Annotated in this window: 14 protein-coding genes; 8 read left to right on the top strand and 6 right to left on the bottom strand. The window is 57.4% G+C overall.

Features of this window, described 5'->3' with window-relative positions:
- Position 1 precedes the first annotated feature (1 nt).
- Positions 2-928, top strand: a complete 927-nt coding sequence (locus B3729_RS02790) for a histone deacetylase family protein (RefSeq protein WP_150347842.1) — start codon at positions 2-4, stop codon at positions 926-928.
- Here B3729_RS02790 and B3729_RS02785 read toward each other — a convergent pair.
- Positions 925-2,250, bottom strand: a complete 1,326-nt coding sequence (locus B3729_RS02785; RefSeq protein WP_139208851.1) for an NAD(P)/FAD-dependent oxidoreductase — start codon at positions 2,248-2,250, stop codon at positions 925-927. The two genes, B3729_RS02790 and B3729_RS02785, sit on opposite strands and share 4 nt — an antisense overlap.
- Before the next feature lie 129 nt (positions 2,251-2,379).
- Here B3729_RS02785 and B3729_RS02780 point away from each other — a divergent pair, with 129 nt between their 5' ends.
- Together B3729_RS02780 and B3729_RS02775 are read left to right on the top strand one after the other, a co-directional pair.
- Entirely contained in the window at positions 2,380-3,615 is a 1,236-nt protein-coding gene (locus tag B3729_RS02780) for a TIGR03862 family flavoprotein (RefSeq protein WP_286786983.1), read from the top strand.
- A 136-nt stretch (positions 3,616-3,751) separates the two neighbouring features.
- Complete coding sequence (locus tag B3729_RS02775) at positions 3,752-4,222, top strand: hemerythrin domain-containing protein (RefSeq protein WP_010797473.1); 471 nt, start codon at positions 3,752-3,754, stop codon at positions 4,220-4,222.
- A gap of 52 nt (positions 4,223-4,274) precedes the next feature.
- Here B3729_RS02775 and B3729_RS02770 read toward each other — a convergent pair whose 3' ends face one another.
- Complete coding sequence (locus B3729_RS02770) at positions 4,275-5,591, bottom strand: DEAD/DEAH box helicase (RefSeq protein WP_286787082.1); 1,317 nt, start codon at positions 5,589-5,591, stop codon at positions 4,275-4,277.
- Between the two features lie 308 nt (positions 5,592-5,899).
- On the opposite strand from B3729_RS02770, the gene B3729_RS02765 reads away from it, so the two are divergent.
- Positions 5,900-7,039, top strand: coding sequence for a glutathione-independent formaldehyde dehydrogenase (locus B3729_RS02765; RefSeq protein ID WP_074827779.1), 1,140 nt, complete (start codon positions 5,900-5,902; stop codon positions 7,037-7,039).
- On the opposite strand, the gene yedA is transcribed toward B3729_RS02765, so the two are convergent.
- Positions 7,023-7,958, bottom strand: coding sequence for a drug/metabolite exporter YedA (yedA, locus tag B3729_RS02760; RefSeq protein ID WP_286786982.1), 936 nt, complete (start codon positions 7,956-7,958; stop codon positions 7,023-7,025). The two genes, B3729_RS02765 and yedA, sit on opposite strands and share 17 nt — an antisense overlap.
- 295 nt (positions 7,959-8,253) lie before the next feature.
- Here yedA and B3729_RS02755 point away from each other — a divergent pair, with 295 nt between their 5' ends.
- Entirely contained in the window at positions 8,254-8,727 is a 474-nt protein-coding gene (locus B3729_RS02755; protein WP_197872657.1) for an Lrp/AsnC family transcriptional regulator, read from the top strand.
- Positions 8,728-8,730: 3 nt separating this feature from the next.
- Here the strand turns inward: B3729_RS02755 and B3729_RS02750 are convergent, their stop codons facing one another.
- The 3 genes from B3729_RS02750 to B3729_RS02740 all read right to left on the bottom strand — a co-directional run bounded on the left by B3729_RS02750 (position 8,731) and on the right by B3729_RS02740 (position 11,661).
- Complete coding sequence (locus B3729_RS02750) at positions 8,731-9,237, bottom strand: NYN domain-containing protein (protein WP_112297893.1); 507 nt, start codon at positions 9,235-9,237, stop codon at positions 8,731-8,733.
- Positions 9,238-9,370: 133 nt separating this feature from the next.
- Positions 9,371-10,126 carry a DUF2076 domain-containing protein gene (locus B3729_RS02745; RefSeq protein ID WP_010797466.1) on the bottom strand — a complete coding sequence of 252 codons (756 nt, stop codon included), beginning with the start codon at positions 10,124-10,126 and terminating at the stop codon, positions 9,371-9,373.
- Positions 10,127-10,305: 179 nt separating this feature from the next.
- Positions 10,306-11,661, bottom strand: a complete 1,356-nt coding sequence (locus tag B3729_RS02740) for a Gfo/Idh/MocA family protein (protein ID WP_286786981.1) — start codon at positions 11,659-11,661, stop codon at positions 10,306-10,308.
- Positions 11,662-11,793: 132 nt separating this feature from the next.
- Here B3729_RS02740 and B3729_RS02735 point away from each other — a divergent pair, with 132 nt between their 5' ends.
- The 3 genes from B3729_RS02735 to B3729_RS02725 all read left to right on the top strand — a co-directional run bounded on the left by B3729_RS02735 (position 11,794) and on the right by B3729_RS02725 (position 14,514).
- Positions 11,794-12,372 carry a cysteine hydrolase family protein gene (locus B3729_RS02735; RefSeq protein WP_286786980.1) on the top strand — a complete coding sequence of 193 codons (579 nt, stop codon included), beginning with the start codon at positions 11,794-11,796 and terminating at the stop codon, positions 12,370-12,372.
- A gap of 35 nt (positions 12,373-12,407) precedes the next feature.
- A complete protein-coding gene (locus tag B3729_RS02730; RefSeq protein ID WP_219652852.1) occupies positions 12,408-13,052 on the top strand; it encodes a YciC family protein in 645 nt (214 codons plus the stop codon).
- A gap of 118 nt (positions 13,053-13,170) precedes the next feature.
- Positions 13,171-14,514, top strand: coding sequence for an HD domain-containing phosphohydrolase (locus B3729_RS02725; protein WP_286786979.1), 1,344 nt, complete (start codon positions 13,171-13,173; stop codon positions 14,512-14,514).
- The last annotated feature ends 16 nt before the right edge of the window (positions 14,515-14,530 follow it).

Genomic DNA, 14,530 nt, shown 5'->3' with positions numbered 1-14,530 from the left:
CATGACAGCACTTCCTCTGGTTTACCACGACGATTACAGCCCACCCTTTCCACCCGAGCATCGGTTTCCGATGGAGAAGTTTCGCCTGCTCTATGAGCACTTGAGCGAAAGCGGACTGGTGACGGCTGACAACCTGTACCGCCCGGAATTACCTGTGCCAGAAGTGCTGGCCCTGGCTCACGATCCGGTCTATGTCGAGCGCTACATAGGCGGCGAGCTGTCCCATGCCGAGCAGCGCCAGCTGGGTCTGCCCTGGAGCGAGGCGCTGGCACGACGAACCATTCGCGCTGTGGGCGGCTCGCTATTGACGCTGGAGCTGGCGTTGCAACACGGGCTGGCCTGCCATATGGCTGGGGGCACGCACCATGCACATCATGATTACCCAGCTGGGTTTTGTATCTTCAACGACTTGGCCATCATGGCGCTGTATCTCTTGGAAAGCGGCAAGGCGGGACGCGTTCTGATCTTTGACTGCGATGTTCACCAGGGGGACGGCACTGCCCGGATTCTTGAACATGTTCCCGATGCCGTCACGGTGTCGCTGCATTGCCAGACCAACTACCCGGCGCGTAAGGCACAGAGCGATTGGGACATTCCATTACCCAAGGGCATGGGTGATGCAGGGTATTTGCATACCGTTGAGGAAGCACTGAATTACCTGTTACCTCTCTACCAGCCTGACGTTGTGCTCTATGACGCTGGTGTTGACGTGCATGCCAGCGATGCCCTGGGCTATCTCATGCTGACGGACGAAGGCATCGCTGCACGGGACGAATACGTCATCCGCCATTGCCTGAGCCGGGACATCCCGGTCGTCGGCGTGATTGGCGGCGGCTACGACCGGGACCGAGCTCTGCTGGCCAGACGGCACGGCATCCTGCATCACAGCGCCGCCAGGGTCTGGGACAGTGGGCTTGCGCCGGGCTAGAGCTTCATGGGTCTGGGCTTGGAGCCATCGGAAAAGCGGGTAAACCGGAACTCATAAGGGTCAACGATCGGCCTGGCGCCTGTTACCAGGTCTGCTGCCAGCTGCCCAACCGCAGGCCCCACGCCAAACCCATGACCGGAAAGTCCTGTCGCCACAACCAATCCAGGCACTGCATCAATCTCGGAGATAACAGGAACGGCATCCGGGGTTACGTCGATCAGCCCCGCCCACTGCTGGGCGATCTGTGCCTTGGCAAACACTGGAAACTGACGAACCAGTTGATTCATGGCGTTCAGGTTCTGCTGAGGGTCCGGGTAAGGATCCAGCACGCGCATGTATTCGTAGGGAGACGGGCGATCCAGCGGGACAGGTTTGCCTTCATGCCATTCCTGGCGGAAGCGCTCGTCAAACCGGATCCGCAGGCTCGACCATTCCGATTTCAAGGTCGGTAAAAAGTCTAGAAAGAAGCGGAAGCTGTCGGGTACCAGCGAAGCGATATTCACGCTGCCATTGGCAATGGTATAGCCACCGTCCAGGCGTTTGCGAAATGCCACGTCGCGCGTCCAGAGCGTACAGTCAGGTCCCTCCTCCAGCGGCGCCGTTCGCAGTACGCTGTTGCGTACCTTGAGTTGTGGCAGTCGTACGCCAAGGTCCTTCAGAAAACGGCTCGACCAGGCCCCACCTGCCAGAATTACGGACTCGCAGGCAATTCGGCCTCGCTCGGTAATGGCTGCACTGACCCGCCCGGCCGACAGCTCCAGGCCCCGTACGGCGCAGTCGGTCAGAATGACAGCCCCGAACCGCTGGGCCGCCGTTGCGATCGCAGGTGCTGCTTTCTGGGGCTCGGCGCGCCCATCGGTAGGGCAATAGATACCGCTTTTCCAGCTGACTTCGCCGGCTGGCAGCAACTGCTTGAGCTCGCTGCCAGACACCATGCGCACGTCTATATCATGCTGACGCGCCACACTGATCCATTTTTCATAGTCGGCCTCCTCCTGTTCGGATTCGGACGAAAACAGAATGCCGGAGCGGCGAAAACCGGTTTCGCCCTGTACAACCTCATTGAGACCCTCCCAGAGCCTCAGACTTTCAACTGCCAGCGGAATCTCGCGGGGGTCACGGTACAGCTTGCGCACCCACCCCCAGTTGCGGCTGGACTGTTCTCCAGCGATATAACCCTTCTCGCAGAGCACCACGGAAATGCCTTCCCGCGCCAGCGCCAATGCCGCGCTGGTCCCGGCAATGCCTCCGCCGATCACAACGACCTGAACCTTGGCTGGTAGCGCCTTATCCGCCTTGACTAGATCAACCTCGGGTCCCATCCACCACGCTCCGTTCATCGATAATCAGTTAGTCACGCAAGAGCCATGCCCTGTTCAATCGTACACCAGCGGGATTCTGCTGGTACTTCGCGGTAAACTGGCGGGCTTTCTCTACCTGCGATGGCTGTCATGTCCCCACACGTGCCTACTCATTCCCGTACCGCCGCCATTATAGGCGGTGGGCCTGCCGGCCTTATGGCTGCCGAAGTTCTGGCCGGTACTGGTGTAACAGTAGACGTATATGACGGTATGCCCTCAGTCGGACGCAAGTTTCTTCTGGCCGGGGTAGGCGGCATGAACATTACCCACGCCGAAGACCAACCCGCCTTTCGCTCCCGTTACCGCGAGCGTGAAACCGCCCTTTCCCGCTGCCTCGACGGATTCGACAGTCATAGCTTGCGAGATTGGATTCATGGGCTGGGCATCGAGACGTTTGTCGGCAGCTCAGGCCGCGTCTTTCCCACAGACATGAAGGCCGCTCCTCTGCTCCGAGCCTGGCTGCATCGCCTGCGGGAAGCAGGCGTTCGCATTCATACGCGGCACCGCTGGCTGGGCTGGGACGAGCACGGCGCCCTGCGTTTTTCCACTCCGGCTGGGGAAACCTGCCTGCGCGCCGGGGCGACAGTCTTGGCCCTGGGTGGAGCCAGCTGGCCGCGATTGGGCTCCGATGGGGTGTGGACAGGATATCTTGAGGAACAGGGTATTGCTCTTGTCCCGCTGCAACCAGCCAACTGCGGTTTTGAGGTCGCTCAGTGGAGCGATCATTTACGCAGCAAGTTTGCCGGCTCGCCTATCAAGCCTGTAGCCATGATGCTTAAAGACGGTACTCGCCGCCAAGGCGAATTTGTGCTGACTGAGACAGGCATTGAGGGCAGTCTGGTCTATGCCCTGTCGGCTGAAATTCGCACCGAACTGCTTCGTACCGGCTCCGCCACCCTATACCTGGACCTTGCGCCTACCAAGGAACAGAGCGCGCTTGCCGCGGCGCTAAGCAAGCCGCGCAAAGGCAAGTCCATGGCCAATCACCTGCGTGCCCATGCCGGACTGGAAGGCGCTCGCTCTGCCCTGCTGCGGGAGCTGGCTCCCGCCAAGGCGTTTGATGACATGCAGCATCTGGCAGCCGCGATCAAATCGTTACCCCTGACTGTAATCCGCCCCCGCCCTATCGAGGAAGCCATCAGTTCGGCCGGCGGCGTACCGTTTGAAGCGCTGAACGAGCAGCTCATGCTCAACGCCCTGCCGGGCGTGTTCTGTGCCGGTGAAATGCTGGATTGGGAAGCGCCTACGGGAGGCTATCTGCTGACGGCCTGCTTTGCTACTGGCCGTACGGCCGGCCTGGGTGCTGCAGCCTGGCTGAACCGGTAACCGTTTATTGTGCGGCCTTGATCACAGCCCTCCTGTCGGATACCCCGAACCGCCTCGTCATGCCCATGGTCAGCTCTCATAGAGCCCGTGACGAGGCTTACTACCGTGCTTATCCTTATGATGAGAGAGCCTGACCATGAATGCTATCGACCTCCTGAAAAACGATCATAAAACCATTCTCGATATTCTTGAGCAGCTGAGCAGCACCTCCGAGCGCGCTGTTAAAAAGCGTCAGGATCTGGTGCAAAAGCTTGAACACGAGCTGACATTGCATACGCATATCGAGGAAGAAATTTTCTATCCGGCGTTCAAGGCGGCGGGCAAGAAAGAAGAAGCAAAGATGTATTACGAAGCGATTGAAGAGCATCGGGCAGTCGACTCGCTGGTGTTGCCGCACATCAAGGCTACAGCGCCTGATAGCCTGGAGTTTTCTGGCCGTGTGAAAGTGGTCAAGGAACTGCTTGAGCATCACATCGAAGAGGAAGAAGAAGAGATGTTCAAGGATGCCCAGGAATTGCTGGCGTCCCAGCTGGACGAGCTAGGCACACAAATGCAGGAGCGCAAAAAGTCGCTCAAGCAAGAGCTCAACGCACGCAAAGCGGCTTGAGCCCTGACAGTCTCTGTAACGCCGGACAGTGTTACAGAGACTGCACGATCATCTACTTCTTCTTGCCGAACCCAGGCATCTTGCGAACCGGCTTTACCGACGGTTTGTCGTTCTCGATCCAGCGCCCCAGAGGCTTCCCGCTTTTAGCGTCGCTCACCGAGCCTACCTTGGGTTTCTTCGGCTTCTTCGGCTTTTTCATCACAACGCCACCAGGGCCGGTTTGCGGCACCTTGTGATCAGGGATGAAGTCCGGCTCGTCCCGTCGCGCAATGGTTTGTCCAATCAGCGTCTCAATGGCTGCCAAGTGGTCGACTTCATCGGCAGCTACCAGGGAAACGGCCGCACCGGTCGCACCGGCACGCCCTGTACGTCCAATACGGTGAACGTAATCTTCCGCCACGATGGGTAGATCCAGATTGACCACGAGCGGCAAGTCCTGAATATCCAGACCTCGTGCGGCCACGTCAGTCGCCACCAGGACATCCGCCTCACCTGCCTTGAACCGAGCCAGCGCACGCAGACGAGCCGGTTGAGGCTTGTCGCCATGAATCGACTCGGCATGAATACCTTCCTGCGTCAGCGTTTCCACCAGTTGGTCGACACCCTTACGGGTCTTGGCAAATACCAGCACCTGCCCCCAGCGCTTTTGCGCATAGAGGTGGCAGAACAGTTCCGCCTTACGCTTTTTGTCCACGGGAATCAGCCACTGCTTGACGCTCTTGGTGGTCGTGTTGCGCGGACTGATATCGATGGTTAACGGATCGCGCAGTAGTGGCTTGGCCAGATCACGAATGGCTTCAGAGAACGTGGCGGAAAAAAGAAGTGTCTGCCGACGCTGGGGCACCATGACAAAAATCTCGCCCAACTCGCGGGAAAATCCCAGATCCAGCATTCGATCCGCTTCGTCGAGGATCAGCGTCTGTACCTGATCAAAGCGCACAGCGTTCTGGTTGAACAAATCCAGCAAACGACCTGGCGTGGCGACCAGCACATCCACCCCTTTACGCAACTTCATCATCTGCGGATTGATGCTGACGCCGCCATACACCACCGCCGTACGCAGCGGTAAATGCTGCGCGTAATCACGTACGCTGGTGTGAACCTGCTCGGCGAGTTCGCGGGTTGGCACAAGAATCAATGCACGGACTCGATTCGCCGTGACTGCCGGGCCCTCCTGAACGAGGCGCTGCAGTGTCGGCAAAGCAAAGCCAGCTGTCTTGCCTGTACCCGTCTGGGCCGCGGCAAGCAGATCGCGGCCTTTGAGTACCGCAGGAATGGCCTGAGCCTGGATCGGAGTCGGAGTGGTGTGTTCCAGCGCGTCGAGCACACGCAACAAAGGCTCGATCAGGCCGAGTTCGGCAAAAGTCATGACGCTAACCGCAATGAAGAAAAGGACGAAATTGTAGGCGCCAAGCAACGTAGCGTCGAGCGCGGCCATCGGAGCGGTAGACAAACGCCGACCCCTGCCCTGCCGAATGAACGCTTTTGTACCCCGTTTTGAGGGATACGCCGCTTTAATGGATCTTTTCTTGAACGCTCAGCTATTCGTGCAGACCAACTCTTAAAGGATGCCCTGGACGTCTCAGGCGGTAACCCTCATGTATGGCCTTACCGATCAAGGATCTGATGAATTCGACTGGCACAGCCAGATATCGAACAATCCAGCAAGGAGACTCCATGAAAGCTGTCGTTTATAACGGCCCTCGTGATGTCAGCATCAAGAATGTCACCGACGCCAAGATCGAAAAACCTACAGATGCTCTGGTGCGTATCACTACTACCAACATTTGTGGCTCTGATCTTCACATGTATGAAGGCCGTACCAGTTTTGAACAAGGCCGCATCCTGGGCCACGAAAATCTGGGTCAGGTAGTCGAAATCGGCTCGGGTGTTGATCGCGTCAAGGTCGGTGATTATGTATGCCTGCCCTTCAACATCGGCTGCGGCTTTTGCGAGAACTGCGAAAAAGGCCTGACCGGATTCTGTCTGACCGCCAACCCCGGTAGTGCGGGTGCTGCATATGGCTTTGCGGAGATGGGCCCTTATGAAGGCGGCCAGGCTGAGCTGCTGCGCGTCCCCTACGCCGACTTCAACTGCCTGGTACTGCCCGAAGATGCCCAGGAGAAAGAGGACGATTACGTCATGCTCTCCGACATCTTTCCCACCGGCTGGCATGCAACCGAACTGGCGGGCCTTTTACCGGGTGAATCAGTCGCCATCTACGGGGCCGGTCCTGTAGGGCTGATGGCTGCTCACTCGGCCATGATTAAAGGGGCTTCGCAGGTCTTCGTGGTCGACACGCATCCTGACCGGCTCGCATTGGCCGAGCGCCTGGGAGCAATTGCCATCAACGGCGCAGAAGGCGAGGCGGTCGAACAGATTCTCAACAAAACCAATGGCCGAGGTACGGACCGCGGCTGCGAGTGTGTGGGCTATCAATGCTGCGACCGCCATGGTCATGAAGCCAATCACCTCACCATGAATAATCTGGTTGCCTCGACCAAGGCAACTGGAGGCATCGGCGTAGTGGGTGTTTTCATACCGCAGGACCCAGGCGCACAGAATGAACTGGCAAAGGAAGGCAAAATGGCCTTTGACTTCGGTCAGTTCTGGTTCAAGGGTCAGCAGATTCGGACAGGTCAGGCCAACGTAAAGGCCTACAACCGTCGCCTAAGCGCCCTGATTCATGCTGGACGCGCCACTCCCTCGAAGATCATCTCCCATAGCCTCAAGCTGGACCAGGCCCCGGACGCCTATAAGCATTTCGATGCCCGGGACGATGGCTGGACCAAAGTGGTGCTCAAGCCTGCGGCTTGACTTCCGCCTCGGCAAGGTTCGCTTTGCGAGCCTTGCCTCTCGCCCGCCACTGTGGAAGCCCGACCAGTATCACGGCCGCCACGATTACTATCATGGCCATCCATTCCGCCTGACCTATCCTTTCCCCAGCAAACACAATCCCCAGTAGCACCGCCACGACCGGATTGACATAGGCGTAACTGGTCGCTGCGGCCGGTCGTACATGTTTTAGCAGATACATGTAGGAGCTGAACGCGATGATCGAGCCAAACACGATGAGATACCCCAACGCCAACCAGCCGTCCATGGTCGACGGTGTGGTCAACGGCTCACCGCTGAGACGGCTGCCAATGAATAGAATGCCTCCGCCCACAATCATCTCGACGGCACTGGCCATCGGCCCTGCCGGCAGTGGCAGATGACGGCTCCACACTGAACCGAAAGCCCAGCTGGCAGCTGCAAATAGGGTAATCACCGCCCCCAGGGGGGTCGTCTGCATGTTCTCACCCAGGTTCAGCAGTAAAATGCCAATGAACCCCAAGCCAATCCCAGCCCATTCGAGCCGGGTATTGTGCTGTCCCCAAAACAGACCAAAGCACAGCGTGAAAAGCGGTACCGTAGCCACCGCCAGCGCGGCCACTCCAGAGGCAACCCCAGAGTGTTCGGCCAGAGTCACACCGCCATTTCCACAACTGAGCAGCAGAAACCCAACCAACCCACCGCCTACCCACTCACGCCGTGTCGGCATAGGGGCTCCTCGGGAGAGCTGCCAGACAAACAACAGGCTGCCTGCAATCAGAAAGCGCAGACCGGCCATCAGCAACGGCGGCCACGACTCGACACCGATGCGGATGACCAGATAGGTCGAGCCCCAAATAACGTAGAGCGCGAAAAAAGCACACAACAAAAGCAACAGCGAACGGCTATTCCGGGCAGGCATGGTGGCAACTCTTATGATTGAAATCCTGGTAGCTGAGTCGTACAGGTGATCAAGAACCGGAAAACGTATTCAAGCAGTAGGCTCCTTGCTATAGGAAGCGGCCCTCTCGGCCAGGCGCAGCGTGCAATCCTGAATACGGTCAGAGTCAATCAGCGGCTTACGAACCAGACCATTAGTTTAGAAAGAGCAAGCAAGCACGTTAATGCGATAAGCTTGTTTTTTCTGCGCCCCCGCCTTCGTTTCAAAGGTCTTTTGATAAAACAGGCGAGGTTTCCAAACCGTCACAGGAGGACGTATGGATCACTATGACCGACAGATCATCAATGCCTTACTGGAAAATGGCAGAGCCTCGTTTGCCGACCTGGCGCGGCGAGTTAATCTGTCGGCGCCTGCGGTAGCAGAACGTGTCGCGAAACTGGAAGCCAGCGGTGTCATTACCGGCTATCACGCGTCGGTCAACCTCAAAGCCCTTGGCCAACCAATCGAATGTCTGATTTCAGTAACACTGACCAAAACCAGCAGCGACAAACTGTTCGATGAGCTGGCCGCGATTCCGCAGCTTATCGCCTGCCATCGCGTAACGGGTGAGTCCTGTATCGTGCTGCGGGCAGCCGTGGCAGACATGGCTGAACTGGAGGCGCTCATCGATCGGCTGATGCGCTACGGCATGAGCAAGACGTCGATCATTCTATCGACGCCTTTCGAAAGACAGACTCCAGCCAAACTGTATCCGGTAGTCGAGGACGCTCGATCCATCCGCCGCGCCTGATGTTCAGCGCAACAGCAAACCGTCCTCGATGACGACGTATTCGTCCGCTGCCCGGATCAAGGCATGCGCCGTGAGACCAGGAGCCCCATAGACACGGGTATGAACGCCGTAACACTCACGGACCTTCTCCAGCAGGAGGTCAAAGTCACCGTCTCCTGAAGCCAGGACGATTTCATCGACCTTGGGCGCAGCATCGAGCACATCGATTGTGATACCTACGTCCCAATCGCCTTTGGCGGAACCGTCACTGCGCTGAATATAGGGTTTGAGCTTTACCGTAAAACCCAGATTACGCAGGATCTGCTGGAACTGTTGTTGCCGGCTGTCTCCTCGCTCGATGGCATAGGCTGACGCAAACACCAGTTCGCCCCGTTGCGAGATTTCCTTTAGGAAGTTCGCGTAATTGAAGTGGCAGCCATGCGTATGGCGAACCGTGTAATAGATATTCTGAACATCGACGAACACAGCAATCTTCTTCACAACACTCCCATCGACTAACGTCGCGTACATCAAGGTCATTTCTATCCGGGTCACTCCGCCCCGATACGCTCCTCTACCACCGGCCTGAAGCCGTTTTTACAGAATAGGTCACTTGAAACGACAAAGGCAGCCAATTGGGCTGCCTTTGCTTTCGAACGGTCGATTAGATGAACTGATCGTCATCCCCGCCATCGTCAAAAAAGCCACTGTCGTCGCTTCCGTAGTCGGCTTGCTGGAAGCCGCCGTCACCGTAGCCATCATCATAGCCGCCAGCGTCGCTGGCCGGCGTCAAACCACTGTCCTGGCCCCCAGTATCGCTGGCCAAGTCTGCCGCAGGTTCTTCATTGATGATGTTGACGATTTCCTGCGGCTGGGAATCGTGAAACATGCTGGAAATAGTTTCCGCCAGCAATACACCGCCGGCCACCCCCACAGCAGTCTGCATTGCTCCCCCTAAAAAGCTGCCCGCTCTGGAGGGCGCAGCCGGTGCGGCATTGTAGCCATACCCTGGATTAGGCTGACCATACCCAGGCGCCTGGCCATAGGAAGGCGCCTGGCGCGGGCCCGGGTCGGTCCAGCCACCACGAGGTGCCTGAGCTTGTGCCTGACTCTGCGATCGCGACTGCTCCTGCTGGGAGCCGCCACCAAACAGGTTGGACAGAAAGCCACCGCTGCTCGGCTTGTTCTGCTGCATCTGCGCCACCTGCGCTTCCAGATCGCGCACCCGCTGATCCAGACGTTTGAGTGCCGCTTCCTGGATCAGGATGACCTGAGCCATATAGTACGGTGCGGCGGGCTGTTGATGCAGGCGTTCCTGAATATAAGCTTCAGCCTGAGCGTCGCGGCTGGCGGTTTGAGCCTCCGCATCCTTGAGGCGCGTAAACAGGCCTTCGATCAGTTGTTTCTCTTCAGATTGCATGTGACCTCCCGAAGACGGCCAAGAAACGAAAACCCAGGCGCCGTAGACCTGCACAGGTGTTCGTGAATGTCGAGTCATGGTCCGCTGGCAGATCGGTTTCTACCAGCGGACCGGCCCTTTATAAATGCCGGTCCGCCCCGGATATTTCAATCCTGTCCCCGCAGCCATTCAGAATCGATTCAGCTCGACGCCTCCTTGCTAGGCGGCGTGCCGCGGAAGGCATCTTTCTGCTTGACCTCATCCAGCTTTACAGGCCGACCGGTTCGCGCCGATTCATACAAGGCTTCCATGATGCGCTGATCCTGTAGCCCCTCCTCACCTGGGGTGTAAGGCTTCTTGCCGGTTACGACGCATTCGGCGAAATGGTCCATCTCGATAGCAAACTGGTTCTTGTCCGGAGCATTGATCTGTTCCACCACCGGCGCGACGAACTCCGTCGTGTTCTGCGACTCCTGACTGCGCTTGAGCTGAAGGTTCCGGTAGGAAAACGCAGGGTCCATTTCTACCCATCCCTTGTCCCCTACGACCCGATAGCGTTTGGAATTGAATGTGGAGTAGCTGGTCATGCATTGCACGTGTACACCACTGGGGAATCGCATCTGCCAGAGCATGGCTTCCTCGACTTCCTTGAAGCGCGCGTCATCCGGCGAGCTGTACTGCGTGGCGAACACCTCGACCGGCTCTTCGCCCAACAGAAAGCGCGCGGTGTTCAGGCAATACAGGCCTATATCCGGCAAGGCCCCACCACCGGCCAAGGCTTTCTTGTGCCGCCATTGGTCCACATTTTCCTTGGACTGATTCTGACAGTTCGCCATCTCCAGCAGCTTCACAGTGCCAAGCCCGGTTCCGTTGCGTAGCCACTCCATTACCTGGCGGTTACGCGGCTCATACTGAATGCGATAAGCCACCATCAATAACCGATTGGCCTGAGCGCAGGCCTCGATCATTTCCTGGCATTCCTTTACGGAATTGGCCATGGGCTTCTCGCACAGGACATGTTTGCCCGCCTTGGCGGCTCGCAGCGTAAACTCATGGTGCATGCTGTTGGGCAATACGATATAGACGACATGCACGTCCGGGTTATCACGGATCTGATCAAAGCTCTGGTAGTTGTAGAGACCGCTTTCGGGCACGTTGTACATCTGGGCGACACGCATTGCCTTTTCGCGATCTCCGCTGACCAGCGCGGTCACCTTGCATCGCTTGGAGGACGCAAAAGCTGGCAGGATCTCCTCAAGCGACAGCCTTCCCAGGCCCACAACTGCAACCCCGACACGCTGGTCACGTCCGAGTTGAACCGGCATGTCCGTCTTGTCGCTTTTGCCTTCCTGCATATGCGGCAGTGTAATGGGCTTGGGCAACTGCGCCGCTGGCTGGCCCGCCCCGCCCGTAGGCACCGCCTGGGCAGCGCCAGCCGTATTCTGGGCCCAGGCACTGTTGCTGGCCAGGCCAAGCACACCGGCTGCTACCGCACTCTGTCCGGCATACATGAGAAATTTACGACGTCCGCCCAGACCATCTGACGCATTGCTCATAAGGCTCTCCTGAAAGTAGGCTTTGTGTTCAGAAGGCCTGCAAAACGCGCAAGTTCCTCGCGTTTGTTACAAGACATGGACAACCGACCAAGGGCGTGTACAGTTTCCAGCTCCCCACCTTAGAGCGCTTTCATGACCACAGAGCCCGCCGCCCTACTGATCATTGACCAGCAACAAGGTATCCAGTCACCCGCGCTGGGACCACGTAACCACCCCGAGGCTGAGCAGCGGATCGCGGCCCTGCTCACGGTCTGGCGTGAACAACACTGGCCGATCGTTCATGTGCGTCATATCTCACGTGATCCGCAATCTGTTTTCGCACCGGGCCAGCCAGGGGCAGCGTTTCAGCCACGCTTGTGCCCGTTGCCCCAGGAAATGGTCTTTGAGAAGAACGTTACCGATGCCTTTATCCATAGCGGCCTTGAGCGCTGGCTACATATCCGCGGCATCAAGCAGGTTGTGATTACCGGCGTAGCCAGCGAGAATTCAGTGGAAGCAACTGCCCGGACGGCCAGCAACCTGGGGTTTGCCACACGTGTGGTAGAGGACGCCTGCTACACCTTTGCCAAGACGGACTTTTATGGCACTCCCCGAAGCGCCGAAGAGGTTCACGCCATGGCCATGTCCAACCTGCAACAAGAATATGCCGACGTCATGACGACAGCCCAGCTGCTGTCAGGCCTCGGTTTTACCCTGTCAGAAAACGGCTGATAAAAGCCGTTCCGTTCTTATCGGACAAGCGAGTCATGACACCTTTCAATATCCTGCGCGATGCACTGTATTTCTTCTCTCGCCACCTGGTTTCGCTGCTGATCCTTTGCCTGCCCTGGCTGATCATAGAAAGCGTGGCACGCTGGCAGGTGGTTCAGCACTTCGGGACCGAAGGAGGCCTTTGGGAGCTGCTGGTTGGTGTAATGTTCTATCCGATCTACACCGGCTCACTTATCCTGTTTCTGAATGCCCGTAGCCACGGCCATATGCCTCCAATTACCGAGCTGTGGGGTCATGCCCTTCGTCTATGGCCCCGCTTCGCCATCATGGCGGGTCTGGTTGCCTCGCTGGTCGTACTTGGCTTTTCGCTGATGATCGTGCCGGGTTTTCTGGTCATGGTGAAGTTTGCCTTTGCCGAGCCCATGCTGGTCCTGCGTGGCATGGCCCCGCTGGAGGCCATGAGCGCCAGCTTCCAGAAGACTCGCGGACATTTCCTGACCCTACTGCCGCTGATCCTAATCACGCTTCTACCCGCCTGGCTGCTGGATGCCTGGATCAGTAGTCAATTTGGCGATACGCCAGCCCTGCAAATCATTTTGCAGAGCCTGTCTGGTCTGCTCCAGCTCATCTCTTCGATCGCCATATTTCGCCTGTTCATGATGGCTGACCGTTCGTCTTGAAGCCATCAAGTCTCAAGCCAGCCGGCCGCTACCCTTAAGGCGGGTCCTCCCATACAGGCGGGGCTGGATCCCGCCATAACAATAAATACGCCTGATCAGCCTTGCGGAGTATGTCGCGATGAGCGAGCTCCTGACTGTCCCTGTATCATCGCCTACCGTGCTGCTCGTTGATGAAGACCCCAGCACCCTCTCTCACCTTGAAGCTGTACTAGCCAGCCTGAGTTGTACGGTTTATGCCGTCCATAATGGGCCAGAAGCGCTAGCACTACTGGATCAGCACCCTATTGAGTTGGTTATTTCCGACGCGCTTATCGCAGGTGTGGATGGCGCCTCCTTTATGGCTGCCGTACAAGCGCGCAACCCCGGCTGTTTGCGTATTCTACTGACCAGCCAGCCAGACCTTGCCACATTGATCGATGCCATAAATGCAGGTGAGATCTATCACTATTTCAGCAAGCCATGGCATCCTGAGGAATTACGGCTGAATGTGCAGAAAGCACTTGCCTATCAGCAGGCACGACATGAGCGGCATCGGCTCGAAGCGCTTACTCGAGACCAGAACGCTCAGCTTCGCCAACTTAACGAGACCCTGGAAAAACGGGTCGAGGCACGTACTGCCGAGCTTCAGCAAACGGCAGACATGCTCGATCTCTCTTTCGCCGAGCTGCATCGCAGTTATGTCACCAGTACGGAAGTCTTTTCCCTACTTATCAACCAGCGACTGCCCAAGGACAAGCAAGCGAATGCGCAAGTTATCGCCTTGATACGTGCCTACTGCGAGCAATATACGTTCGATGAGAGCACCACGCGTGTCTTGTCAATGGCGGCTGCGCTATACAACATTGGAAAACTGCCGTGGAGCGATGCGCTGATTACCACGCCCTACGAACACCTGCATCCCAACGAGCGAGAAACCTACCGTCATTATCCGGCCAAGAGCGAATCCCTATTGATGGCGCTTGAGCCTTTGCAGGATAGCGCTCACCTGATTCGTCATCATCAGGAGCGCTGGGACGGTAACGGTTTTCCAGATCACCTCAAGGGTGAAGCAATTCCGTTAGGCGCTCGGTTACTCAAGCTTGCCATCGACTTCGTCGAGCTACAGCTGGGCTTGGTTATGGATAGACGCCTGAGTCACGATGAGGCGTTGCTATTCATACGCAAATACGCAGGCAAACTGTACGATCCTGAACTGGTAGAACCCTTCATCAAGACCTGCATACACTGTCTGCCCCACGTACGAATTGGTGATCCTAATATCCATGCGCTGAGCACACACCAGCTCAGGGCCGGCATGATCCTGGCTAGCAACCTTCATGCTGATAACGGCATGCTGTTATTGAATGAAGGTAAGGTGCTGACCTTGCCCCTGATTGACAAACTGATCGCATTCGAAGAAATCGAAGGCGGACATTACACAGTGCTTGCCAGGCTTCCTGCCCAAAGAGACTCGGCCGCATAAGCGGCCGGATCCTGGC

The sequence above is a fragment of the Pseudomonas sp. UBA3149 genome, assembly GCF_002364655.1.
Taxonomy (GTDB): Bacteria; Pseudomonadota; Gammaproteobacteria; order Pseudomonadales; family Pseudomonadaceae; genus Chryseomonas; species Chryseomonas luteola.
The sequence above is the reverse complement of the archived record's forward strand: the minus strand, read 5'-3'. Positions and strand labels throughout refer to the sequence as shown.

Excerpts from the sequence above, each read along its gene's own strand:
- B3729_RS02740 (WP_286786981.1), bottom strand. The coding sequence starts at position 11,661 with ATGAGCAATGCGTCAGATGGTCTGGGCGGACGTCGTAAATTTCTCATG.
- B3729_RS02745 (WP_010797466.1), bottom strand. The coding sequence starts at position 10,126 with ATGCAATCTGAAGAGAAACAACTGATCGAAGGCCTGTTTACGCGCCTC.
- B3729_RS02790 (WP_150347842.1), top strand. The coding sequence starts at position 2 with ATGACAGCACTTCCTCTGGTTTACCACGACGATTACAGCCCACCCTTT.
- yedA (WP_286786982.1), bottom strand. The coding sequence starts at position 7,958 with ATGCCTGCCCGGAATAGCCGTTCGCTGTTGCTTTTGTTGTGTGCTTTT.
- B3729_RS02725 (WP_286786979.1), top strand. The coding sequence starts at position 13,171 with ATGAGCGAGCTCCTGACTGTCCCTGTATCATCGCCTACCGTGCTGCTC.
- B3729_RS02765 (WP_074827779.1), top strand. The coding sequence starts at position 5,900 with ATGAAAGCTGTCGTTTATAACGGCCCTCGTGATGTCAGCATCAAGAAT.
- B3729_RS02755 (WP_197872657.1), top strand. The coding sequence starts at position 8,254 with ATGGATCACTATGACCGACAGATCATCAATGCCTTACTGGAAAATGGC.
- B3729_RS02735 (WP_286786980.1), top strand. The coding sequence starts at position 11,794 with ATGACCACAGAGCCCGCCGCCCTACTGATCATTGACCAGCAACAAGGT.
- B3729_RS02770 (WP_286787082.1), bottom strand. The coding sequence starts at position 5,591 with ATGACTTTTGCCGAACTCGGCCTGATCGAGCCTTTGTTGCGTGTGCTC.
- B3729_RS02780 (WP_286786983.1), top strand. The coding sequence starts at position 2,380 with ATGTCCCCACACGTGCCTACTCATTCCCGTACCGCCGCCATTATAGGC.
- B3729_RS02775 (WP_010797473.1), top strand. The coding sequence starts at position 3,752 with ATGAATGCTATCGACCTCCTGAAAAACGATCATAAAACCATTCTCGAT.
- B3729_RS02750 (WP_112297893.1), bottom strand. The coding sequence starts at position 9,237 with ATGTACGCGACGTTAGTCGATGGGAGTGTTGTGAAGAAGATTGCTGTG.
- B3729_RS02730 (WP_219652852.1), top strand. The coding sequence starts at position 12,408 with ATGACACCTTTCAATATCCTGCGCGATGCACTGTATTTCTTCTCTCGC.
- B3729_RS02785 (WP_139208851.1), bottom strand. The coding sequence starts at position 2,250 with ATGGGACCCGAGGTTGATCTAGTCAAGGCGGATAAGGCGCTACCAGCC.